General features: G+C 57.1%; 16 protein-coding genes and 1 tRNA gene. 6 read left to right on the top strand and 11 right to left on the bottom strand.

What is annotated here, in order from left to right; genetic code table 11:
• Positions 1-76: 76 nt before the first annotated feature.
• From RISK_RS01465 to RISK_RS01445, 4 genes are all read right to left on the bottom strand, one after another.
• Positions 77-964, bottom strand: a complete 888-nt coding sequence (locus tag RISK_RS01465; RefSeq protein ID WP_047812484.1) for a hypothetical protein — start codon at positions 962-964, stop codon at positions 77-79.
• A gap of 266 nt (positions 965-1,230) precedes the next feature.
• Positions 1,231-5,046: a secretin N-terminal domain-containing protein gene (locus tag RISK_RS01455; protein WP_047812482.1), complete on the bottom strand. Its 3,816-nt coding sequence runs from the start codon at positions 5,044-5,046 to the stop codon at positions 1,231-1,233.
• Positions 5,047-5,288: 242 nt separating this feature from the next.
• Positions 5,289-5,373: transfer RNA gene (locus RISK_RS01450), tRNA-Leu, on the bottom strand.
• Positions 5,374-5,628: 255 nt separating this feature from the next.
• Positions 5,629-6,879, bottom strand: coding sequence for a cupin domain-containing protein (locus RISK_RS01445; protein WP_047812481.1), 1,251 nt, complete (start codon positions 6,877-6,879; stop codon positions 5,629-5,631).
• Between the two features lie 196 nt (positions 6,880-7,075).
• Here RISK_RS01445 and RISK_RS01440 point away from each other — a divergent pair, with 196 nt between their 5' ends.
• Together RISK_RS01440 and RISK_RS01435 are read left to right on the top strand one after the other, a co-directional pair.
• Positions 7,076-8,260, top strand: coding sequence for an aldose 1-epimerase family protein (locus tag RISK_RS01440; RefSeq protein WP_047812480.1), 1,185 nt, complete (start codon positions 7,076-7,078; stop codon positions 8,258-8,260).
• Complete coding sequence (locus tag RISK_RS01435; RefSeq protein WP_047812479.1) at positions 8,253-10,169, top strand: serine/threonine-protein kinase; 1,917 nt, start codon at positions 8,253-8,255, stop codon at positions 10,167-10,169. The genes RISK_RS01440 and RISK_RS01435 overlap by 8 nt, the downstream gene beginning before the upstream one ends.
• Before the next feature lie 23 nt (positions 10,170-10,192).
• Here the strand turns inward: RISK_RS01435 and RISK_RS01430 are convergent, their stop codons facing one another.
• The gene (locus tag RISK_RS01430; RefSeq protein ID WP_047812478.1) at positions 10,193-11,563 is read right to left on the bottom strand and encodes a hypothetical protein; all 1,371 of its coding nucleotides are present in this window, start codon (positions 11,561-11,563) and stop codon (positions 10,193-10,195) included.
• Positions 11,560-12,900: a B12-binding domain-containing radical SAM protein gene (locus RISK_RS01425; protein WP_047812477.1), complete on the bottom strand. Its 1,341-nt coding sequence runs from the start codon at positions 12,898-12,900 to the stop codon at positions 11,560-11,562. Before RISK_RS01425 ends, RISK_RS01430 begins: the two co-directional genes overlap by 4 nt.
• A 100-nt stretch (positions 12,901-13,000) precedes the next feature.
• Between RISK_RS01425 and RISK_RS01420 the strand changes: the two genes are divergently transcribed.
• Positions 13,001-13,783, top strand: a complete 783-nt coding sequence (locus RISK_RS01420; RefSeq protein ID WP_047812476.1) for an SGNH/GDSL hydrolase family protein — start codon at positions 13,001-13,003, stop codon at positions 13,781-13,783.
• Between the two features lie 14 nt (positions 13,784-13,797).
• On the opposite strand, the gene RISK_RS01415 is transcribed toward RISK_RS01420, so the two are convergent.
• The 5 genes from RISK_RS01415 to RISK_RS01395 all read right to left on the bottom strand — a co-directional run bounded on the left by RISK_RS01415 (position 13,798) and on the right by RISK_RS01395 (position 18,866).
• Positions 13,798-14,772, bottom strand: coding sequence for a YdcF family protein (locus RISK_RS01415; protein WP_236695935.1), 975 nt, complete (start codon positions 14,770-14,772; stop codon positions 13,798-13,800).
• Positions 14,773-15,063: 291 nt separating this feature from the next.
• Positions 15,064-15,546: an Ig-like domain-containing protein gene (locus RISK_RS01410; protein WP_047812475.1), complete on the bottom strand. Its 483-nt coding sequence runs from the start codon at positions 15,544-15,546 to the stop codon at positions 15,064-15,066.
• The gene (locus RISK_RS01405; protein WP_047812474.1) at positions 15,543-16,646 is read right to left on the bottom strand and encodes a DUF1559 domain-containing protein; all 1,104 of its coding nucleotides are present in this window, start codon (positions 16,644-16,646) and stop codon (positions 15,543-15,545) included. The genes RISK_RS01410 and RISK_RS01405 overlap by 4 nt, the downstream gene beginning before the upstream one ends.
• Before the next feature lie 695 nt (positions 16,647-17,341).
• Positions 17,342-17,521 (bottom strand): hypothetical protein, encoded by a 180-nt coding sequence (locus RISK_RS01400; protein ID WP_150122462.1) that lies wholly within the window; start codon positions 17,519-17,521, stop codon positions 17,342-17,344.
• An 85-nt stretch (positions 17,522-17,606) separates the two neighbouring features.
• The gene (locus RISK_RS01395) at positions 17,607-18,866 is read right to left on the bottom strand and encodes a DUF1559 domain-containing protein (protein WP_047812472.1); all 1,260 of its coding nucleotides are present in this window, start codon (positions 18,864-18,866) and stop codon (positions 17,607-17,609) included.
• 642 nt (positions 18,867-19,508) lie between these two features.
• Between RISK_RS01395 and RISK_RS01390 the strand changes: the two genes are divergently transcribed.
• The 3 genes from RISK_RS01390 to RISK_RS01380 are packed head-to-tail and all read left to right on the top strand — an operon-like array spanning position 19,509 to position 24,190.
• On the top strand, positions 19,509-22,577 hold the full coding sequence (locus RISK_RS01390) for a CRTAC1 family protein (RefSeq protein WP_160311386.1): 3,069 nt from the start codon (positions 19,509-19,511) through the stop codon (positions 22,575-22,577).
• 39 nt (positions 22,578-22,616) lie between these two features.
• Complete coding sequence (locus RISK_RS01385) at positions 22,617-23,306, top strand: ABC transporter ATP-binding protein (RefSeq protein ID WP_047812470.1); 690 nt, start codon at positions 22,617-22,619, stop codon at positions 23,304-23,306.
• Positions 23,303-24,190, top strand: a complete 888-nt coding sequence (locus tag RISK_RS01380) for a DUF58 domain-containing protein (protein WP_047812469.1) — start codon at positions 23,303-23,305, stop codon at positions 24,188-24,190. Before RISK_RS01385 ends, RISK_RS01380 begins: the two co-directional genes overlap by 4 nt.
• Positions 24,191-24,372: the final 182 nt, after the last annotated feature.

Raw genomic sequence — 24,372 nt, 5'->3', positions numbered from 1 at the left:
CCCCTCAAAACTCAACGCAGCCCGTCCAAACCCAGCCAGGTAAGACCTGGCCTACACACGTCCCCCGAGGTCTCACTCACTTCAATCGTGTGGATGCCGGCAGGACTTGTGGCGAACTCGTCTTGTCCGGCGAAGCGATTGCGTCGGCCGGTTCGCCACTGGCGTCCTCCGGTGCGTTGCCTTGGTTCACCATCGCGATGTCAATCGAATTGGAAGAAGTCGAACGCGCGACGTTCCAGCTTCCCACCGAGGGTGGCAACTCGCTCGAGCGATCCCGAACCGTGGGGCGAGAAATCGTCGTCGTTGTCAAACCGCTGCTCGGCGAGGTCTTGCCCGACGAGGCGTGCTGCCACGCTCGGAAGTCAGGCGAATACCGATTGGCGAGTGCCATGTCAGCGTCGGTTTTCGACCCCGGCAACAAGACATTGGTTGGTTGCCCCTGAATGGTCTTGCCTTCTTGAGTCTTGAACGACGCCACCAACGAGATGTGACGTTGTTCGCCACCGATCGCATCCCACGGCACCCAAACGCTGTAAGAGGCACCAACGTCCGACTGGCTGAAGTGACTGGTCAATTGCTCGGGAGTGAACTCATACCGTTTCACGGCCGCCTTTGGGTCCTTTGATTTTTCATCGAAGCCATGGATCACCAACGTGCCTTCCACCGGCACCGGCTTGGATTTTTCATCGTAGAAGAAGATGCGTCCGCCAAAACCACGCGTGGGCACACGGCCGACCTGAGTGAGTGACTCCGTCGACCAAACGGCCGCCAGCTTCGCGGGGTTGGGATACGGTTCAGGTGCCTGATCCTTTTTGGCCCAGGGCATCCGCTCCAACAGTGTTTTCTTCGGAGCCGCGGAGTCGGACTGGGTCATCGACGCACAACCGGTGCTGAGTGTCAGACTGACCAAGCAAACCCCGAGTGTCACTCGGGATGCAATTCGGGCGCGAGATTTCAATGACATGTCTGGGTCTCTGCTTTGAGGGTTGACCGCGAATGCTCCCCCGTGCGATTGGCACCTTGGGACGAAGATTCACGACGACACAAATTCCATCAACGCTGGTGAAGATCACCGGAACAATTGCGGGATTGTTCTGAATGAATTTGCAACAACGTCGTCTTTGACGATCCGCTGGGACGTTCCCAAACGGATGCACTTCTTCGTTGCCATGTCACGTCAGCGTGAGTGCAGGACGCGATTCACGCCGGCGTGACTTGGCAATGGACTCACTACTTCGATCGATTGAAGTTGAACCAACGTTTCTTGGCAGGCACTTCTTCGCTCACAGGTTTCGTGTCAGCGGGAGGTGTGCTCGTCGGCTGGTTGGCAGACGGCTGCGAAGGCATTCGAGCGGAGACCTGCTTGACCGGCACTTGCGATGTCGCGCCGTTACTGGCTTGCTTGGTCGGCGTTGCTCCGGTGAAACCTGCTCCCGTTGCGGGAACGCCACCTGAAACAGGGGCTGGCAGAAACTCACCCGGTGCGGACATCACTGGTGCGGGCAATTGATCGACCGGCAACCCTTGCTGAGGCGTTGGCACGGATCCCTGAGGAGCTTCGATCCAGTCATTGCGAATGATTGATTCACCTGGATTCAAAGTCACATCGGGTGGCAATTGCCCTGCCGAACCGGGGACCACGTTTCCGTCGACCGAATTGATGACGCTTCCTGGTGGGATCACGCCCGCCTTCATCGCTCGATTGCCACCGGGCATATCGGCTGCAGGAAAGACATCCACGGTGGGATGCAAATCGGGGTAGATCGTTGGGCCCACGGCGGGTCCCCACAATCCATAGCCACCCGACAAACCGACGTCACCGTGCATCTCCACCACGTCGGCCAAGCACCAACTCATGCGGCTGGACTCGACCTGTTTGACGTATTCAAGGTCTTCGTGGCCGGTCACCAAGATAGGCGTCATGACCACCAAGAGTTCGCTCCGAGTTTCGATCTCGGAGTCGTACTTGAAGAACGTTCCCACTAGCGGGATGTCGGCCAGGTATGGGACTCGACGAGTCCGGTTCTGACGGAACTTCTGAATCAATCCGCCGAAGACAACCGTCTGTCCATCAAACGCAGTGACGGTGGCTTGGGCTTGTGTTCGATCGATCGCCGGCACGAAAATGGGGACATCGTCTTGGAACGAACCAATGATCTGCCCTTCATTCGGGTTGATGTCACTGCGACTGGCATCAATGGCCATCATGATCAGGCCATCCGCACCAACCCGCGGAGTGACTCGCAAGATGATCCCGATTTCCTCGTCTTCAATCCCGATGATCGGTTGAGACGCCGTCCCGCCCGTTCCTCCGGTGAAGGACAATTCAGTGGGACGAGGGAAGCTTTGACCGACTTGGACATAGCCTTCCGTGTTGTCGGCCGTCATGATCTCAGGCCGGCTGAGAATCTGCAGTCGATTGGCAACTCGCAGGGTTCGCAAAAACAGGTTGACGGACTCGCTGGCCGCAGAGAAGACAAAGCCACCGGAGTTAAGACCGCTGAGCTGTGTCAACTGACTGGCGTTGGATCCGAAGCTGGTCAAGCCTTGCGACGCGAGGCTTTCTTGTCCGAACGAGTTGCTGTTGGGAAGACTCGTGCCACCAAAGTTGAACCCTGGATCCGAGGCTGGGTTGGCAATCGCACCGGTGGCCTTGCCACGATCGAACAGCAACGAATCTTGCAGCCCGAACTCACCGCCGATTTCAAAGCCGTCGTCCAGTTCCACTTCGGCGATCAAGGTTTTGATCAAAACCATCGGTGGACGACGGTCCAAGCGATCGATCAGCTGACGGACCTCTTCATAGATCCGTGGCGAGACGCTGAGCAACACGCTGTTCGTTTGAGCTTCGGCAACCGCGACGATGTCGCGATCTGGCAGGTCCAAGGGTCCCAGGCCTTGCTGGAACTGCGTGATCACGTTGCGAGATTGCTGACGCTGCGAAACATAGTTCGTGATGGCTGCCGCGACATTCTCCGCGATTTGGTGCTTGAGCCAAATCACTTCGGTGATGCGTTCGGCAAAACCTTCGCTGTCGAGTCGCAACAAGATGCTTTCGACCACTTCCAAGTCTTCGGCCGAACCGCTGGCAATGATGCTGTTGGTGCGGATGTCGGTTGAGAAGACCAGCGGAGTCAACGCACTCTCGGAAGCTGTCAACGTCTGCAGGTTGCCAAGGTTGCCTGCACCAACGCTGGTCCCATTGGTCGCAGCATCGTCGCCGAACAAGTTCTGCAGTGCGGTGGTCAACTGCGTCGCGTCACCATTTTCGATCGTGAACACTTTGACCAGCGAATCAATGCCGGGCGTTTGATCGAGCTGACGAATCAGTTCAGCGATCAATGGCATGCCACCAGCGGGAGCACGAACGACAACAGCGTTGACGTTGCTGTCCGCGGTGATCACGGCACCGTTCAAAACCCCTGAATCAAGGATCTTGTTGCCGGGTGAACTCAGTGAAACGATCGACAAGGACGATGCAGCGGCAGTCGTGTCACCGGCGATGTTTTCAGGCTCGCCCGAAATCGCATCCTGCAAGACTTCGACCATGTCTTCGGCTCGTGCATTGGTGAGCGGAAAGACTTTGATTTCAGCCGTCGACGCAATTTTCTGGACGTCGATTTCCTCGACCAATCGAGTCACTTCCGCGAGGTCGCGCGGCGACGCACTGACGATCAACGAGTTCGTTCGATAGTCGGCCGTGACCCGAACGCGAACTCCCAATCCAGGACGATTTTCTTCATCGCCACCGGGTTGATTGGTGAAGAACCCTTGGATGGTGGCTTCCGCGTCCGTTGCCGATGCGTGCTGCAAGCGGAAGACACGCAAGCGATCCGAGTCTGGAATCGGCTGATCGATCTTTTCGATCAAGTCGTTGACCGCTTCGATCGCTTCTTTGCGACCGATCAACAACAATGCGTTGGGCGAATCCAGTGCGGTGATGCTGACGTCACCTTGGCGAGCCGACAACACGTCTTCATAGAGCTGCGTGAGCAGAGCCGACACCGCGTTGGAATCGGCATGCTGAAGTTGACGAACTTGGATCTCAGGCTGAGTCAGCTTGCTCTTTTCTTCGATGTCTTTGACGATATCCATGACGCGTTGGATATCGCGTTTGTTGCCTTTGACAATGATCAAACCCGACTCAGGAACGAACTGAATCTCGGGATCGCCGATCGGACCGGCAGCATCGTCGCCCTCCGAGTCGGAATCGGCTGCCGCCACATCAGCGGCTCCGTCCGGCGCCGCAGTGCCGCCCTCATTCTGAAATGCTGCGGTGCGGAAGTTGGCCTGAGTCCGGTTGGAAGCAGGGCGTGCCGAGGTGCCAGAACCGCTCTTGGGGTCCAGGTCTCGCAGCAAACGAATGGCACGCTGCACCGACGAAATCTTGGCGTGTTGCAGCATGTACACGCGAGTTTCTTCGCCTGCAAACCGAGGGGCTTGGTCGATCGCTTGGATCGTTTTCCGCCACGTGTTGTGCATCAGCGGGCTGGTCGTCAACGTCACCGCGTTGGATCGTCGATCGACTTCGACTCGCGTCGTCGTGCCGCCACGTTTTTCCATCGTCAACGTGAACGACGCTCGCTCCCCGTTGCGGCTGGTCGTCACAGGCACGTCTTCGCCAGCGATGATCCGCAGGGCGTCTTCCACTTCCCGCCACGTGATGTTGACCAAGTGCACCGTGATGGGCGTCGCGGACTGAGGTCCAGCGACTTGAGCCAAGCTGTTGGACAACGTCGCCGCGTCAGCCGCAATTTTGTTTTGCAAATCAGGTGGAGCCAGCACCAGCAACCCACCGCCGGGACGGTCATCGGGCGTGATGGTCACGCCCGGTTGGTCGAGGTACTGGAGACTCAAGCGAGTCGCCACGGAATCCGCCACGGAACCGGGCACGTTGAGGTGCTTCAGCTGAGGCTGATTGGGACGCTGGGCAGAAACTCCCATCGCCGTGGACGTCGCGATTGCCAACGCAAGGGCAACACGTTTCGCGGACGCCAATTTTGCGGAACGCTTCCGTTGATTGAATCGAATGAGCTTGCCGGTCACGGTGCCACCTTGTGTTCGAATGAATCGGCGACCGAGTTTTCTCGCTCACCGGTGCAGAAAGCCCCTCCGCACAACCCACTGCATCGTCACAACCGGACCAGCCACTGCAATCAAATTGAGAGGCAGCGTCGGTTGTTACAAAAGCCCAGAACACAAAAACGGCACGAAAAAAGCCTCCTTGCCGGGCGCCGTTTCAATCACAGCGGCCCAAAAGGAGGCTAATTCGTTGAATTTCAATCAAGTACGGATGAGAGGATTCGAACCTCCACGCCCTTATCGGGCACTAGATCCTGAGTCTAGCGCGTCTGCCAATTCCGCCACATCCGCGGGCAAAGCGGCAGGATATCGTCTCAACTCAAAGTCGACAAGTCGCATCCATCCTGTCTTGGACACGTCTCGCAAACATTGCCGGTACGAACCGCAACACCGCTCCATTCAGCATCGAGATTCTCCACCGAGATCCCCCGCTGTTGGTTGCCAACGACCATCCGTCCTTGTCAGTTGACGCAAAAAAACGAGCGTCCCAGACGGAGGAACGCTCGCTTTTCGTGAATGGTCTCAATTCGTTTGGAACGAATGGGCTCAGCTACCGGCTTTTGGAATGTCGGTGTGAGCGTTGGGGCCGAAGTACCGCAAACCGACCAATGGTTCGCTGCCCAGGTTTTCGATCTCGACGCCGTTGGTCGCTGCCACGTGGCTGATGAACACCTCGTCGGTCGTGTTCTCGCCAAAGCGAATCATCGCGGGAGTTTGCAGGTCGAGGTTGCCGATCCGGCCGCGGCCCTGAACGGTGATCCAGCTGCTGGCCGCACCGTCTTTGAGAACGCACTTGGCACCCGGAGCGATTGTCAGCTCTTTGGCGCTGAACAATTGAGCCCCATCGACCGTGCCGTAGACGATCCACAAATCTTCGTACCCGTCGCCGCTGCGTTTTTCGTCGCGAACCGGTTCGAGGTAATTGCTGTTTTTGAAGTGCGTGTCAACGTTCTTGTCCCAGTCCAATTGACCGACGATGAAATCGAGGTCCTGGTGTTTGTCTTCCGGCATGTCCTTGACCAGCAACGACCAAGGCACATAGCGGCCTTCGACGATCGATTGGTACATGCCAAACACGTCGCTGCCCCATTGTGGCTCATACGTGCACAACGACCCTGGAGCGTGGAGAACTCCCGGTGGAATCAACCAACCGGTCCCACGTTTCAGACGGTAGGCACGACTGAGATCCAAGATGCCGTTGTCGCCTTCGTTCCAGTTTTCCAGGCAACGCCGCACGTCCTCAGGCTGGGTGCCGGGCTCCAATCCCATGAACGTGTAGGAGAAGTTGTTGTCGACGTTGTTCAACTGGGGCGGGAAGTAATAACTTTCCGGCTTGCCTTCCTGGCCAACCAATTCCGCGTCTTCAAACGACTGGTGCATGTGGTGCGGGATGGGGCCCATGTTGTCGAAGAACTTCGAATACACCGGCCAACGGTCATACTTCGAATAAATCGCTTCGCCGACGATGTCGTTGCCGCGTTCGGCCACAGCGTCCTTGAGCATGAATTTCTTGCCTTCGAACAAGCAAAAACTCTGCCCTTCGTGCCAAACTCGGCCTTCGTTGGCCGCGTCGGTCGTGCTTCCGAACCAGCGTTCGTCAATCCCGCCGCGATCTGCACCGAATCGATAGTAATCCGACGGATGCAATTTGATCCGTCGGCCGGGATGCAAGAATGAACGTGGGACCCAGGTTGGCGTCAACCGCAGTACACCACCATGGGCGTCCATGGCAGAATCGAGGATACTGGAAACGCTGTCGCCCTGAATTAATCCTTCGTCTAACTTCACGGTGCTCATCGGGTGCTCGGTTGGGAGGCGGGTGAGAATGGGGAGGATGGATGATCACTAGCATGGAACACAATCCACACGGATTGCGCCCAGACCGTTTCCACGACATGTTTTAGGCCGACGTGAAGGTCTATACAAGTTCAGAGGCCGGGTCCAGAATGCCCCCGCTTTGCACGCCACCCTCGAATTGAATTGGAAGCCCTTCATGGCCACCGAATCCATCGTTGTCCGAGAAGTTGACGACCGTGAGCAACGAATCCAGTGGGACACCACCAGCCCAATGCACCTGGATTTGTCCACCCGGGTAGGCGACTGGACGATCCGGCACGGGGTTTTTCGAGGTGGCGTCAGCGAAGGCGTGGAAATTGTCCGGCTGAAAAACAGCCGAATGCATGTCGATGTGCTGCCAACCCGGGGCATGTCGATCTGGCGAATCGAGTGCGATGGCGTTCGGTTTGGATGGCATTCCCCCGTGATTGGGCCGGTTCACCCCAATCACGTGCCCGTCTCCGAACCCAGTGGATTGGGGTGGTTGTCGGGTTTCGACGAATTGGTCGTCCGCTGTGGCTTGCAGAGCAATGGTGCTCCACAACACGACGCCAACGGCCAACTGGAATTTCCCCTGCACGGGCACATCGCCAACACGCCAGCGGACTCTCTATCGGTGGAATTTGACGAGGCCAGTGGTCGCGTCGAATTGATCGCCGACACCGTCGAAACCCGCTTGTTTTTCAAGCGTTTTCGAATGCGATCCAAAATCCGCATCCATGCCGATCGCACGGAAGTCGAACTGCTCGACGACGTGACCAACGAATTGGAGACGCCCCAAACCATGCAACTGCTTTACCACATCAACATCGGCGCCCCGATTCTGGGCGAAAACAGCCGTCTGGTAGCAGCCCTCGACGAATTGGCCCCCAAAGACGCTCACGCGGCGGGCCAAATCGATCGCTGGGACGAGTTCGACGGCCCCACCACCGGCCAAGCGGAACGGGTCTACTTCGGTCGCCCTCGGGCCGATGAAACCGGTTACACGCACACCATGCTGACGTCGCCCGAACAGGACCGGGGTTTTGCTGTCAGCTACAAAACATCGACGCTGCCCGCCTTTGTATTATGGAAGAACACAGCCGCCGAAGCGGACGGGTACGTGACCGGCATGGAACCTGCCACCGGTTTCCCAAACCGCCGCGGATTCGAAGAAAAACAAGGCCGATTGCTCGACATCGGTGCCGGGCAAACCAAGTCCTTTCGCATCAAACTGCAGCCCTTGATGGACGCTGAGTCCGTCGACACCACGCGACAAAAAATTCAAACGCTGGCCGATGAAGGCGAGCCGACCGAAATTTCCAACGATCCACGAGGCGATTGGACGGACCTTGATGGCTGAGCCTGAACTACTCGGACCGTATCAGATTGAAAGCGTCATCGGCCGCGGTGGCATGGGATCGGTCTATCGGGCTCGGCACGGCAAGACCGGCGAAGAAGTCGCCGTGAAGTTGATCGCACAACATGTTGCCGACGACATGCGGTTCCGCCGCCGATTTGATGCGGAAGTCGAAACCCTGCGTCGGCTGCGGCACCCGGGAATCGTCCGCTTGATCGGCTACGGCGAAGAAGCCGGGCAACTGTTCTATTCCATGGAATTGGTCCGCGGCGAAACGCTGCAAAAACGAATCCGCGACGTCAAGCGACTCGGTTGGCTGCCGACGCTGGACATCGCATCGCAAGTTTGCGCGGCGCTCAAACATGCCCATGACATCGGCGTGATTCACCGTGACCTCAAACCTGCCAACTTGATTCTGACCGAGGCCGGGGAAGTCAAACTGGTCGACTTTGGAATCGCCAAGCTGTTTGGATTTGGGGAGCAAACACTGCATGGTTCGGTGCTGGGCACGGCCGATTACATGGCGCCCGAACAAGCAGGCAGCCACTCGATCACGCCTCGCACCGATCTGTACGCGCTCGGCAGCGTGATGTACGCCATGCTCGCTGGACGAGCCCCCTTTGCAGGCAAGAAGGTCACCCAAGTCGTGGAGGCGTTGCAACGAGACCGCCCGGTGCCGCTGGATCTGATCAATCCGGACATCCCCGCCGAAGTCGTTGAGATCGTGCATCAATTGCTCGAAAAAGATCCGGCCAATCGTCCCCCGACGGCGCTGGCGGTGATGAACCGCTTGAAAGCGACGCGGGCTGGATTGCAACGTGGCCGAACGCTGAACGAGCAAGCGTCGCGTACCCAACTGGGTGACGAAGAATTCACGCCAGAACTGCCGCCCAACTTGGCCGGTGACTTGGACACGCGTGGCCACCATCACACCGATGCCTCCCGCGAAATTTCGCCCGACCTGCCAACCAACGAAACCGGCGGCAACCACGTGACCGGTCGACGCGTCGTCGCCAACGAACACCCCAGCAACCTTGCCGATCCGTTGACGGCCCCGGCTCTGACCAGCACCAACGAGTCGTTGACGCAATCGAAACGCAACGAGGAACAGGCCAAGACTCATTTCCAGACGATCGATTCCACCGCGACGCCCGGTGGGTACCTGTCGGACCGTCACCGTGCCGAAAGCCATGATTCGAATTGGGTGCATTGGGCATCCATCGCCGGGATGGTCTTGATCTTGTTGGGTGGCATCGCACTGTTCGTCTATTCGATCCGCACCCCCTCGGCTTCGACCTTGTACGGGGCGTTCGAAGCAGCTGAAATGGACGGTTCGCTGGCTTCGGAAATCCCGCGAATGAACCTGTTTCTGGAAACTTACCCGGACAACGAAAACGCCGAACAAGTCCTCCATTGGCAGCGTTCCGCCCAGCTCGAATCCACCTATCGGCAGCTCAAGAATCGCTCCCGGTCCACCGGCCAAGCCTCCCAATTGCCGGCAGCCGAAGAAGCACTTTTGGATGCGTTGTCGCTTCGCGAAACATCTCAAGCTGACGCAGCGAAGCACCTGCAAGCTTGGCTGGACGTCTATTCACTCGACGTCGATCCCGAAGCCGCCGGCGAGATACTTTCGCCGGGCGACAAACTCAAACATCGCCTTCGGCTTCGAGAGTTGCAACAACTCGAGACACTCGTTCGTGACGAAATTGAGCGGCTGAACTCCGATCCCACGGATCAGGTTGCCAACACCCAGCGACAACAAGCCTTGCGACTTCGGCTCACCACCGCGTTGTCGCTCGAACCGCAAGACAAAGCCAAGGTCCTGGAGGGAATTGTCACGCTCTACGAAGGACAAACCTGGGCAACCGAAATCGTCGACGACGCCAAGCAACAACTGGCGGCAATTCAGTGAGTGAGGACGCACCGAGTCCCAACTCAGCTTCCGGGCTTCTCCGAAGTCTCCGCCGCAGCCCCTTCCGTCTGTTCCTCTTCGTCACTCGCCAATTCACTCGCCTCCGCTTCCTGCCGCTGAATCGCTGCCGCGAGTGAGACCTCCATCACCCGAATCAGCTCGCCCCGATGATTTTGCGTTTCCTGGTCCCCCACCTGGAGCGTGCGAAGCTTCCCGAGCGTCGTCAACATTCGATCGATTGTGTCCACGTCACGGTGCACGATGTAATCTTGAAAGTACTCCAAATCGGCAGTGCCCTCGAACCATCCTTCTTGTCGCAGTGCAATCTCGTCGGCTTGCACCATCAACCGATCCACAATCCACCGCTCAACCTGCTGCGTCTGAAGTGCATCGGCGACGAGTGAGATTTTCGGCGACCAGTCGGCTCGATCGGGATACTTTGGAGGCGGATCCCAGACAATCGGAAAGGCTTCCTCCCCGGAGGCTTGCATCGTCGCGACGGCGTCGTCGATGTCACCACTTCGAAGCATTGCGTCCACTTTCGCCGATCGCATGAGTTGGGGCTGAAAGAAAGTCGCCGCGACCAGCAAGGTCACCGCTGACACCGCGGGCCACAACCAAACGATTCGTCGCATCGGGACGCTGCGACGACCAATTTCATCCCAGCGATGCTTCGATTTGCTCGACATCGCAATCGAACCCAATGCCGCGATCAGAACGGGAATGAAGCCATAAAAGCATCCGGCTGCGACGGTCGATTGATAACTCCTCAATACCTGCTGCGTTTGCGTCAACCGAATGCCGCCCATGAGGGAAACCATCGACAACTGAGCCGACAGCAGTGCAAAGAACGCGATCACCATGCAGGGAACCAGAATCCAAGTCAGCGTGGCCCCAATTCGAAGTCCAAACTGAATTGCGATCACACGACTGAACAACACCACTCGCCAAATGGACACGATCGACAACAGCGTCAGATTGAAACGCAGCGAGACCATTTCATCCGCCATGACCTCGATTGGAATCGCGTACAACCACGCCAGCGGAGCGGTCATCCAATATCCGGTCAGGAAGGTTCGGTAGTCACCAATCAAGCTGGTCTTTGAATCTCGCTTCACGCCTGTCATTGCCAAACAGATCTGCACCGCAATGAACAAGATCGTGCAGATGACCAACGACGCAGCAAACGGCCCGAGCAAGTCCTGGGGCGCGTCCCACCAACTGACCGCGTCATACTCACGCGCCATCGATGCGGTCGCGACCAGAGCCAACCCCAACAGAAGCGACCAGGGACAACGAAGCACTCTTCGGATGGACGACTCCACACCCAACAAAAACAGCAACGGATCTCGCAAACGCAACGTCATTGGATCAGTGCCTGCTGAATCATTCATGCTTGTTTTCCTGAGGTGCGCCGGGAGGATCGAATCCGCTTTTGAATGGCATCGCGTCGAGCCTGGGCCTCGGGCCGAAACACTCGCTCCACCAAGTCGTTGAATCCACTTTGCAATTGCTCCGCCGTCATTTGGTCGGGCTGATACACGACATCAAACAACGTGTAACGAGAAAAGTCGCCCGGCAACAATCGCTGCGACCGCAACAACGATTCGTACAGGCTGGTCCCAGGAAACGGCGTCTGCAACGTCAATTGGATCTCACCCATCGGAGCTTCTTCCAAGAAGTCCCCGAGTCTTTCGATCGACTCAGACGTTTCGCCATCCGCCCCGACGATCAAGCAACCGTTGACCACAATGCCCGCCTCTTGGATCGCATCGACGGCATCCAACATGCGTTGCCAATCCGCGTTCTTGGCGCCCATGCCGGGATAGCGAAACACGTTGGATTCCAAGCCAATCAAGATCTGCCGACAACCGCTCTCGGCAATTTGCGAAAGCAGTTGTGGCTGATTGGCAATTCGCCAATCCGATTCGGTGAACCATCTGGCCCCGTGCCGCCGCAATGATTCCAGCATGGGTCCATGGTCGCGTCCGCTGGCGAACGTATTGTCGTCCGCCAATTCAATCCATGGACGCGACTTCTGACTCGCGATCGCACGCATCTCCGCTTCGAACCGTTCGTCCGGTTTGACTCTCGCCGGCCCCAGCATTCGGCTCGCGGCGCAGAACGAACACGCCCACGGGCAGCCTCGCATCGACTGAATCGTGTACCGCGGCGGCGAATGAACTCCCAACAAATCCCAGCGAGGAAGGGGCGAATCCGCAAGCGAGAAGGATCCATCGGCCTGATACGACCTCGCCAAGCTTCCTTCGGTGACATCCGTCAACAAATTCGCGAACGTGCTTTCGCCATCCCCCTGAACCACCACATCAAAATGCGGGCGGCAATGCTCGGGAGCTGCCGTGGCATGCAGCCCACCGATCACCGTCGTCACATTGCGGCCTCGAACCAGTCGACTGATTCGTGCCGCGCGATCGGCCGAAGGCGTCAACGCAGAAAATGCCACGACGGCTGGCTGTGTCGGCGAAGAGGTCCCCAGCAAAATCTGATCGGCCACCTCCCTCTCGTCGCTCGCCCCATCGTCCAGCACCAGTTCCATGTCCCAGCTCTCAGGCACCAAACCTGCGATGGTCAGCAGTCCCAGCGGCGGCAATTGGGAAAGCGCCGACGCACGCCGAGCCAAACCAGGCAACCTCAACCCGCGTTGAAGCAACTCTTCATGCCCCACTCGCAACCCGCTCATCGAGACCAACGTTAACTTCGGTTTGGGCATTGGCTCCTCCGTTGTGGATTCAGCGGCGACATCATTGTCGGGCGTCTTCCATGATAAACTACTGCGGTCCCACCTCGTTCCACCCGATGAGTTTGCCCCCATGAATCAACGCCGATTTTCCAGTCTCCGTCTGCTTTGCACTTTGATTGGCTTGGAAGCTGGAATGCTGTTCACAGGATTGCCGGCGATGACGCAAGACGCCACCGCAACCGTCGAGAAACAGTTCCTGATCCCTGAAACCAATGACTCGATGGCCGGTTCAGGACCGGTTCGCCGCTACGACTGGATGAAGCAGGTTTGGCAGCGGCGTCGATCCACCTTTGACGCCCGCACGCAACAAGACCAAAACGCGATCGTGTTTCTTGGCGACTCGATCACGCAAGGGTGGGGCGACGATTTCCGTGGCACGTTCGAAAACCGCAAGGTCGCCAACCGCGGCATCAGTGGCGACACGACTCGCGGCATGTTGTATCGCCTGAAAGAGGACGTGCTCGACCTGGATCCCCAAGCCGTCGTGATGCTGATGGGAACCAACGATCTCGAGGAACATGCCTCGCCGGAAACGGTTGCCAGCAACGTCCGATTGATTCTTCAAGCACTCTCAGAACACGATGCGGAAATGCCCATCGTGCTGTGCTTGGTCATGCCCAGCAGCGAAACCAAGTCCCGCCCAGCGACTCAAATCAAACGCATCAACGAACTGCTGACCGAGATCGCCGAAGAGAATGAAACGGTACACGTGGTCGACACCTGGACGCCGTTTGCAAATGAGCAGGGCGATGCCAAAGCGGAAGAATTCCCTGATCTGCTGCACCCCAACGAAGCCGGTTACTCCAAATGGAAAGCCGCCCTGGAACCGACCTTTCAAAAACTGAATCTGTAGCCATCCGGCTCAGATCACTGCCCCGCCATTTTCGCGACGGTTTCTTTGAACATCTTGCCAACGTCATCCAGTGAACCGGCACCAGGAACCAGCGACGACGCCAACCAAGGTCGTGGGTTGTTTTTGGCGCGGAACGCGCAAGGCAGCGGGATCAGATCCAACGATGCGTTGCTGGCCAAACGCATCGCTCTCGGGATGTGAAAGGCACTTGTGATCAGCCCCACCTGGGGCTCACCGGATTCCATCGACTCTTCCGTCCAACGATCCTTCCACTGGGCCGGCGGCGAGTCCATCAATTGCTTCAGCGATTTCATCTCCGCTCGAGTGTTGACGCCTTCGATCCGGAAAATCACCTCCTCAGGAACCCCCAAAGAGAGAAGCAACTGGGTCGATTGCTTCCATGGCGGTTCGTAACCATCGGTGGAAGATCCCGTCACGATGATCGCGCGTGTTGCCTTGGCATGGTACGCCTGAGCAGCTGAGATCACTCGCTCGCCGTCTCGCCCCAGTTCATAGAAACCAGGTGCAATCGCGGAGGAACCGCCTCCCAAAACAACCACGGCATCCAGCGGCCGATCCAGCGACCGCTGCTCCAACGCCGGGTGAGGTTCTGACACCAGCGGGCTTTCAACCTGGGAACTGGCCCAATTGGCAAACCCCGGATTGCCAACGATTCCCCACAGGACAAAGCCAACCAACCATGCTATCGGCTTGAAACCAGAAACCGTCCCCCGTCTCCATTGGCGGACCGCATGAGTCGCCAGCGCCAACAAGCCCAGCCAAATCAAGCCGACCGGCTGAATCAAATCCATCCCGCATCGGATCCCAGCGACAAACCCTTGCTGCATCCAAGTCGCAATGACGAGCAAGAAAACGAGAGCGGCCGGAGCGATCAACGAAACAACAACCTCGGACAAGAAGGTTCGAGGTCCGCTTGGCGAGCGAGCTGGTTCGTCGGCGTCTGCCGAATGAGATGGAGATGGATTCATCCCAAACATCATAGTGAAAGACAGACAAATGTCCTGCCCAGCAAGCAAAATGACCGGATCAAATCCGGTGGGCTCTTGGTGCCCGCAATCAACCAAACAAAAAACCTCGACCGCGAAAAATCGCAGCCGAGGTGATCGGAGTTTCAACACGAAGCAGGTGAGCAGGAATGATCGGTCCGAATCACGTGAGCCATTTGGGAGTTGGCCCCGGTTGCACTTGGGAGCACCACAACGCCTCCTGAAACGGTTCCAAGATCGAAAGATTCCTGTCGACCTGCTTAAACGACTCGTTCAAGAAGAAGGAATGATCAGATCGATTTCGTTCGGACCGGACTCAACCGTCACCATCTCTGGAAGCGTGACTTCCTTCGGTGGCGTCATCCCTTTGGAACGCGTTCGAGATTTGCTGGGACTCTCCCCAGGGCCGGTCGGCATGCTGGGTGCTCCCATCCCTCCTGTCATGATTTTGACTCGGTGCTGCCCGGTCACTGCTCCCGGCTGATCCTGGGCATACTCCAACGTGTAGCGTCCATCTTGGTCCGACTTACCAAACGACTGTCGACCGGAGACAGGATAGAACGTGATCGAAGCATCAGGAACAGGATTCCCGCCCATGGTAACCACCCCAGAAACCTCTGCGATCTCGGGGCCCGATGGGCCACATCCAGACAACACGCTCAACAAACCGAAGAGCAAGAATGACGAGCCCAATAGCCGGTTCCGTTGACGTCGACTTTGATTTTCCAACATTGCTTTTTGATTCCAATTCATCATTCAAGTCCTTCCATCGCGGACCGGTCTGCACGATCCATCAACGCCGTGTAAATTTCGAACTGAATACTGTCCGTGATGAAGTGCACCGAACCGTCGCCCATCACGAATTGGGCACCGCCAACGTGTTGCGATCGAAACGCGGTGTTGTTGAACGCGGTTTCCATCCCGTTCTTCGCCCAACCGCCGTCCCAGTTCAATCCGCCCCACGACGGCCAATCATCGCCGGAGTAATTGATGGGATAACGAGTCACGACGTAGTTGTTCTTCGAGCTGCCGGCAGTGGCGGTTCCGCACGACCACATCCCCCCGAGAACTGCTCCGGCACGATGATCGTTGAAGGTTCCGTGAACGCCGCCTTGCTCACCCACTGCGATGGTGTGTGATGTTCCGTCCAACAGCGAAGCGAATCGGGTCTCGGTACCAGGCCACGGTGAATCGAATCGCATCTTCATGCCAAAGAAACCGTTGTCAGCATGAACGCCACCCCAATCCCAAACTGCGGTCGGGTGATCGTCGATGGTTCCTCCGGTGAAGTTGCAACCGCTGTTGCCGGCATAGTCAGGAATCTGAACTTCTAAATTTTCTGGTGCACCCAACGCTTGAGTCGCATCATTCGTTGGGTACGGATTCGTTTTCGCGAGCACACTGGAAGGGCACCAAAAACCTGGCACACGTGCTTGATCCATTTCTTCCCAATGAACAACGGGTGCCGCCCAACTCGCGTTCGTCCCGTCAAAGGACGATCCCGAAAAATCAATGCCGTCGTAGATGGCGGATTGTTCCAATTGCGGCAAAATCGCGATGAACCACGATGGCTTCCGAGCCCAACCATTCGCGGTGTAGTTTTCAGGTCGCCCCGAAGCTGGGAACGATTTGAACGCGGAGTGATAGTTGTGAAGTGCCAATCCGATCTGCTTCATGTTGTTGCTGCAGCTCATCCGGCGAGCGGCCTCTCGAGCCGACTGCACGGCTGGCAACAGCAATCCAACCAACACGCCAATGATCGCAATGACAACGAGCAGTTCAACCAAAGTGAAACCACGTTGTGTACGAATCGTGTGATCAGTGCCTGCCGGAACAATCGGGGAACGCGATGACATAGACGGATACTTCAACATCGGACTCTCAATAAAACTGGGACGCGGCTGGAAGGCATCGAGCGAACTCGAACCTTTGAATGACGCGATGTCACGCAACCATCATTCCGCGTCAGAACCCCGCGATTTTGCGACAGCACCGTTTGCAAACAATTTGCTTCAAAATGCGCACACGATAAATTCAGCCCGCAACAAGGGATCCCGTCCCACCGCAGCGAGCCTCTAGGTGACGAGGATCACCCTCTATCGAACTGAAAATCTTGTTTTTTTTGTCGGTTCGGATGTGTTATTTGCGGGCCAGTCGCCCCCCCCATGCCCTTCAAAACATCAAGCTCGCATCAAAAGCTGGCGGGATTGCCTCAAAACAATGCGGCAACGCCCAAACAACAAGCGACCAGCCAGCGCAACGTTGTGGAACGTCTCGATGTAGTTGCGAGCCATCGAACCGACCACACATGATCGACTTAAGTTTGAGCTGAACACACGGCCCCTCCGTATTTGCCTCAAGTGTTCCCCAACACCGATCCACCTCAGCAACAGTCAATCCAAGCCGGCGTCGTGGTCTGCCGTTCTGCTTCTCAGACAGGAATGCGAACACGGAATCTGCCGAGTTTGGTCACCAAATACGAAAAAACCTCCGTTGCCATCGCTTCAGCGACAACAACGGAGGTGGCAGTGGGCAGATCGAGCTCGGTCGCTCAGTTGCGTTTTTTCGCGTCCTGACTTGCGTCTTTCATCGCGTCTTCCATCGCTCCTGCGGGGGTTTCATAAGCGCTGAGGTCTTCAGGCGAAACCACTTTTTCCGTTTGTCCTGGGCCGCATCCGATGACGCACAATGACGAGAGAAACAACGCAGCCAGAGAAATTCTTGAGATCAACTTATTGTCCTTTGGAATGAAAAAGCCTCCGCCGCGAACCACTCGCGACGAAGACCGATTTTGAGAAGTCAGAGAAGAATTCGAATCAGAATTCTTCTTCGATCGTTTCTTTTGCAGCACGCGTGCCAAGAGCACCCCACAATCCATACGGGCTCTGTGCACCAGGTCGATTGATTCCGGATCCGTTCCAGATCACTGGAGGTGCCTCTTGATTGCCGGCTTCGATCGATTCCGTGATGAATTTCACGGCCCCGTCACCCATCAGCATGTGAACACCACCTTGGTGACGACTGCTGGGCGAAACGTTTCCGCCATCGCGTTCTGGGAACCAATCCCCTGTTTGGAACACGCAAATGGGAGAGTTCGGTGGGTTGACCGTCGAGACCATTGACTGAGCGGGATAACCACTGTGCCAACGGAATCCACGACCGTAACGCAGCGTCCATGACGTCGCGGTGTTCCCACTCAGATCGGTTGTGTCCAAGTAAAACTGAGGACGGGTTGGATCCACGTAAGCTTCTTGGAAGTTCACGTCGGTCTCGCACTCGGTGTAGTTGGCCGCGTTGGTGCGGTTGTCCAAATCCATCAAGTCCGTCGCCAATTCACCGGCAGCGAACGTGTTCGACAACCCGTCCAACACATCTCGGAATCGAGTCGTTGTACGACCAATGAAAAATCCACGCGTCGCAGCAGGCGAGCGTTCGGCTGGCCAGCCCTTGCGAGCCGACAGGTCCCACTCGTAGGTGCCCTGCGTCATGTAATCAAAGCCATCCCCCATGCTGGCACCGTAGTTGGTCCGTCCGTGAGCAGGCGCTCCGGCACCAGGGTCGCTGGGGCAACGGAAACCAGGGACTTCCGTCAACCAAGGGTCATAGTTGTTGCCTGCATCGCTGTCGCCGGCGTAACCGAACGCAGGAACATCGATGTTTCCGTCACCGTCGTTGTCACGGGGATTCGCAATTTGCTCCCACAGACCTTGTTGCTCCAAGAACGGCAGAATACCAACCAGGAAACTGTTGGTTCCCATCGCGTTGTAAGCCGGATTGCCAGAGTTCCATTCGCCGCCAGCAGGATCCTGGCTGTGCAACCAAACTCCGGCCCGGTGTGGACCCGACATTTGTTGCGGCAACATGTTGAAGGCAGCGTGGTAGTTGTGCAACGCCAAGCCGATTTGCTTGAAGTTGTTGCTGCAGCTCATTCGGCGAGCTGCCTCTCGGGCGGCCTGGACGGCGGGCAACAACAGCCCCACCAAGACGCCGATGATCGCAATCACGACCAACAGTTCCACCAGCGTGAAACCACGCTTGGCTGACTGCGGTGCGAAACGGGGATTGAAGTGAGTCATTCGTTTTCCTCAAAAGAACGGAAATGAAATCAAAAGATATTTCAGCAACGGTCTCTAGAAACGCCGCTGTGTAACCAATCGTACTCATTTGTTCCGTTACAGTAAGACGAATTCCTCACCCTTACAGACGCACTACGAAGTCACCCCTCCCTTAGGAGGCCCGCGTGACGCCATTCCTTGCACCCTTGTCGCATTTCACTGAATCATTTTGTAGACACGCTAGCAAATAAACTTCGCCACGAAGGCCAACGCCTTTTCTACGGCGAATCGCGGTATCCCCCCGAATGAAACCGGTCTCAAAACCATCGGTATATTCGCACTCAAACTCGTCAACACATGGTCCCGAGCCCTTCAACGACTCCCTTGAACTCAGTTGCGCCGCACACTCCAACCCACATTCAACCCGCTTTCGTCTAACACATATTGCCAAACGCAGATGTGACTGAATCAAACGGATCGCTTTCGCTCCGTCGCCGGAAAATATGTTTTGTACACCACTGAAAATTTTATATTTTTCCTCCGACTAGGGTCCGTTTCGCAACTGTCGCTGTCGCTGAACGGCGTTTCAGGCCGCCCAATGCGAAGAGAGAACCGTTGAAACGTGCTTCGTACCAGTCGAGGATGGGAAGACGGCTCAACCTCTTGAACGCCACGCCTGAAATGGACGTGCCGTCCGACTTCGATCCCCCATGCCGTCGCGGCACCGATATTCCAACTTGCTTTGCGAAAGCCACCATGACGGCAACCGACGATTCTCTCTTGCTGCGTTTGGGCGTCCTGTTGCTCTTGGCATTGACCGTTGGCTGCCCGTCCCAAACGCCCGGCTCCGGTGAATCGCTGAGCGAACCTGGATCCGATCAACAACGTTCGCTCTCGCCGTCGGCCCCTGAATCCCCCGACCCGATGGCTGAGCGACACCGCCGCTGGCAACAGCACCTGGAAGCGGGACAAATGGCGGAAGCTGCCCGAATTGCCTCGCAACTCTCGCGTACCGGCCAAGCCACCCTGGACGAATCTCTCTCCTTGATCGCTCAAGGCCAGAGCTTTCCGCCGGCCAAGTTTGCTCCTCCGGGCCCCACCGCAATGTCCCAAGCGGTCTGGCATTCCAGCCTCCGAGAATACGAAGCGGCACTGGAACGATTGCTTGAAATCTCCCCTGCATCGGTGACGGCGGATCAACAGGCGTTGCAAGGACGCGTTCTCGCGGAAGCTCAGCATTTCGATGCAATCCCCCATTGGATTCGGCAAAGCGAGCCATCGACTCGTCAGCAAGCCAACTTCTGGGCGACGCTGGGAATCTGGCTGGGGCACCACCAGCATCCACACGCCGCGATCGGGGCCACGCTGCAAGCAATTCGACTGAACCCAACCGATCAACTCAGCACCCAACGCGTTGGAAATTGGTTGCTGGCAATCGATCGGGAACACGATGCGGCACTGTTCTACCAGCGTGCCAGGCTGATCGCCGAAACGAACGACCTGCGAGACCAGTGGATTCATCTGCACCCGATCAGCGAAGAAGCCAGCGACAGTCGCGATCAAAGGGCTCGACTCGCTGACAAACTCGCCAAGGCATTGATGGAAGCCGGTCGGCCGTTTGAATCGTTCCAGTGGCGACTGCACCAACTCGACGTCTTGGCCCCAACGCTCCCTCCATCAGATAGCGGCCCCTCATCCAACGTCGCGAAAAGCCGAGCCTTGATTCACCAACAGATGCAGGCGTTGGCCAGCACACCCGACTTGGCAGCCATCCTGGCCGAGGAACATTGCTTGCAACTTCGTCCGGAGGACTTCCCCTTTCAAACGGCTCTTCGGACCGCGATGGTCGAACAAGAAACGCAATCCGCGCAGGCCCTCCAAGCCATCGCCTCCGGTCAGTCACAGGTCTCAGCCAACAACACCTTTAGACCGTCGAGCGATCTGGAGTCCTACCAGCCAAGACTGCCTGATTTGGCAGCGGAGGCCGGACTGAACTTTCGCTTTCAACCGCGCCGTCTTTCTCAAGGGCAGAATGAAAGGGACGTGGCTGCGGACATGAGCACGCGGACCGAATCGCTGAGGATGCATGAAGCGCTCGGATCAGGAATTGGCGTGCTCGACTACGACCGAGATGGTTGGCCCGACATCGTGTTTGGGCAAGGAGCCAGTGAACCGCCCGAGTTGATGGGCGACCAGAGTGACGCCCTCTTTCGAAACTTGGCGGGCCAGTTCCTTGAGCAAACCGAGGCGACCGGCGTCTCCAATTTCGGCTACTCGTTTGGGATTGCCTGTGGAGACATCAACCAAGATGGCTTTGATGACTTGCTGATCGCGACACTGGGTACCAACCAGCTGTATGTCAACAACGGCGACGGCACGTTCACCAACCACACCGCTTCTTTGGGAGACCAAGCGGTTGAAAATCATCCGGGTGCTTTCACAACCTCCGTCGTCATCGCCGACCTCAATGGCGATCAATTGCCCGATCTCTTCGAAGCCAACTACGTGGAACAAAACGACCTCTTTGTTCGCTTGCCTCCCGACGAAAACGGTCGAGTGCCTCAGAAGGTACCGCGAAGTCTATTCGCTGAAGCAGACCGAATTTGGATTCAGAGCGAAACGCAAAACTGGCAGCCAACGACCATTGATGAATCGGTTGCTCGTGCAGGCACATCGCTTGGTGTGATCGTCGGTGACTTTTCGGAAGAAGCTCGGACGACAAAATCGAACGAACCGCTCAGCAAGAGTGCCCCCACACCAACCCAAAATGAAATCTTCGTCGGCAACGACGGTCGTCCGAATCATTTGCTGCGGTTCGATGCCTCCCAAAACCGATGGCAAGAAATCGCCAACCTGATCGGCCTCGCCAACACCGTGGACGGCCTGCCATCCGCCAGCATGGGCATCGCCGCAGATGATTTGGATCGTCGAGGAGGCCTTGATCTGTTCATCACGAACTTCTCCACCGAATCCGTTTCGCTTTACCTTCAAAACAAGTCGGGTTCGTTTTCTGATCAATGCGTGCGGCAACGCCTGGACCAGCCTACCCGGCCGATGGTGGGATTCGGATGCAAAGCGATTGACTTGAATCGCGATGGCTGGCTGGACGTGTGTTTGGTCAACGGCCACATCGATCGGATGCCTGGTGAACCGTACGAGATGCCTCCTCAATGTTTTCTTTCAGGCGGCTTCTCATCAGGACAATCCAGCGACTTCCTCGCCAACCCGTCGACGCCGTCAGGTTTTGTCTCGGTCATCCCTGATTGCCCCACTGATTACTGGACCACTCCGGCACTGGGACGAACGATGGCCAAACTGGACTTTGATCGTGACCACCGGATGGACTTGGTGGTCAATCACGTGGATCGCGACGTCGCACTGCTACACAACGAGTGCGTTGGGGAGGGTGGCTGGATCCAGTTGGAATTGATCGGCTCACAAAGCGAACGCGGAGCAACCGGAACTCAAATCGAAGTGCAGTGCAACGATGGTGTCCGAAACGGCTACGTGGTCGCGGGCGACGGTTACATGTGCACCGATGAAAGCGTCGTCGAGATTTCTTTGGGAGACGCTGAAATTCAATCTCTCACGGTTCACTGGCCGTCCGGCCTCACTCAGATCATTCCCAATCCCAGCGATTGCGTTGATCAACGCGTCACCCTGGTGGAAAACCAACCCGTCTGGAACAACGCAAACGCATCGCGACGATCCGACGGAAGACTGCTAGACTGACCGTCTTGCATTTCAGTCGTCAAACCGGAGTTCACGGACGTGTTGGTCGTTTCCGAACTGTCAAAATCGTATCCCACCGCGGGGGAACCGTTGTCCGTCCTGCGAGGCGTCAACCTGGAATTGACCCCCGGTCAATCGGCGGCCATCGTTGGCCCCAGCGGCAGTGGCAAAACCACGCTGCTGCAAATTCTCGGAACGCTCGATGAACCGGATTCCGGATCGGTTCACATCAACGGCCAAGATCCCTTTGCCCTGGACGCTCGCAAACGCGCTGCCTACCGAAACCAAACGATCGGGTTCATTTTCCAAGACCACCATTTGCTGCCGCAATTGTCGGTGACCGAAAACGTCCTCATCCCGGCGCTCGCCAACGGCAAACCCACGCGAGACGATGTTTCGCGTGCGAGCGAATTGATCGAGGCCGTCGGGTTGTCCCACCGCGCAACTCACTTGCCGCAAGAATTGTCAGGCGGCGAACGCGAACGGGTCGCGATCGCGCGAGCGTTGTTGATGCAACCGTCCGTCGTGCTGGCGGATGAACCGACTGGCAACCTCGATTCCAAGACCGCGAAAACGATCACGGAGTTGTTGTTGCGTTTGCAAGCCGAGCAGAACACCGTGCTGGTGACGGTGACGCACTCGCTGTCCTTGGCCGACGAAATGGACGAACGCTTTGAATTGGTCGAGGGCGTGTTGGTTCGTCGCGAACGCTTTGGCATCACCGCATGACATCGACGCTTTCGCCGGAAACGCTGCAGCAAATCAAACGACTCGACCTGCGTGCCCGGATGGTCGTGCGAGGGTTCCTGCAAGGCTTGCACAGCAGCCCGCTACAAGGTTTTTCGGTTCAGTTCAGCGATCACCGTCGTTACTCACGTGGCGATGATCCCAAACTGATCGATTGGTTGGTGTATGCCAAAACAGACAAGCACTACATCAAACGCTTTGAAGCCGAGACCAACCTGACCGGCTACTTGTTGATGGATCTTTCCAAATCGATGGGTTTCCGCCAAGGAACTTCGATGACGAAGTTCGAATACTCCACGTGCTTGGCAGCCGCACTGACGTATCTGATGTCGCTGCAAAAAGACCCGGTTGGCTTGCTCACCTTCGACGACAAACTGCGCGCGATCCTGCCCGCCCGAAGTCGACGAGGGCACTTGGGCGACGTCTTGGCGGCTCTTTCCGGCATGACCCCCGAAGGCACCACGGAACTGCCGACTTGTCTGGTCCAGGTCGCGGCGATGCTGAAGCAACACAGCCTGGTGATGTTGTTCTCCGACTTGCTAGGCGATCCCGAGGAGACGCTTGCCGCCCTGGCTCGATTGCGACATGGCGGCCACGATGTGATCGTCTTTCATGTCCTCGATGATGCCGAAGTTCGCTTTCCCTACGAAGGTCCCGTGGAGTTCGAAGACCCTGAATCCGGTGAACTCGTCACCGTCGATGCGACCGGGTTTCGCGCCGAGTACCTCGACCAAATCACCGCCTTCCGCGAAACCTACTCGCAAGGGTGTGCCGCTCTCCGGATCGACTACGTGCCGCTGGACACCAGCATGCCGTTTGACCGTGCTCTGACCGAGTACTTGCAACAACGCCAGGCCAGATTCTGACGCGTCGCTGATCTGTCCCGGATCAGAGGTCGTGCGGCATTTCAAATGCCGTGCTCGTAGCATCTTGCGAACCCCGCCCGTTGCCAGAGGTCGTGCAGTTTTCTGGTGCTGGGTTTTGGCGGGTTTCTGCAGCAACCACCCATCACAACCCGACGCGTGAGCGAGGGACGCCCCCAACTCCC

This window comes from Rhodopirellula islandica, from assembly GCF_001027925.1.
GTDB classification, from domain to species: Bacteria; Planctomycetota; Planctomycetia; order Pirellulales; family Pirellulaceae; genus Rhodopirellula; species Rhodopirellula islandica.
This window is presented reverse-complemented; position numbering and strand designations above follow the sequence as displayed.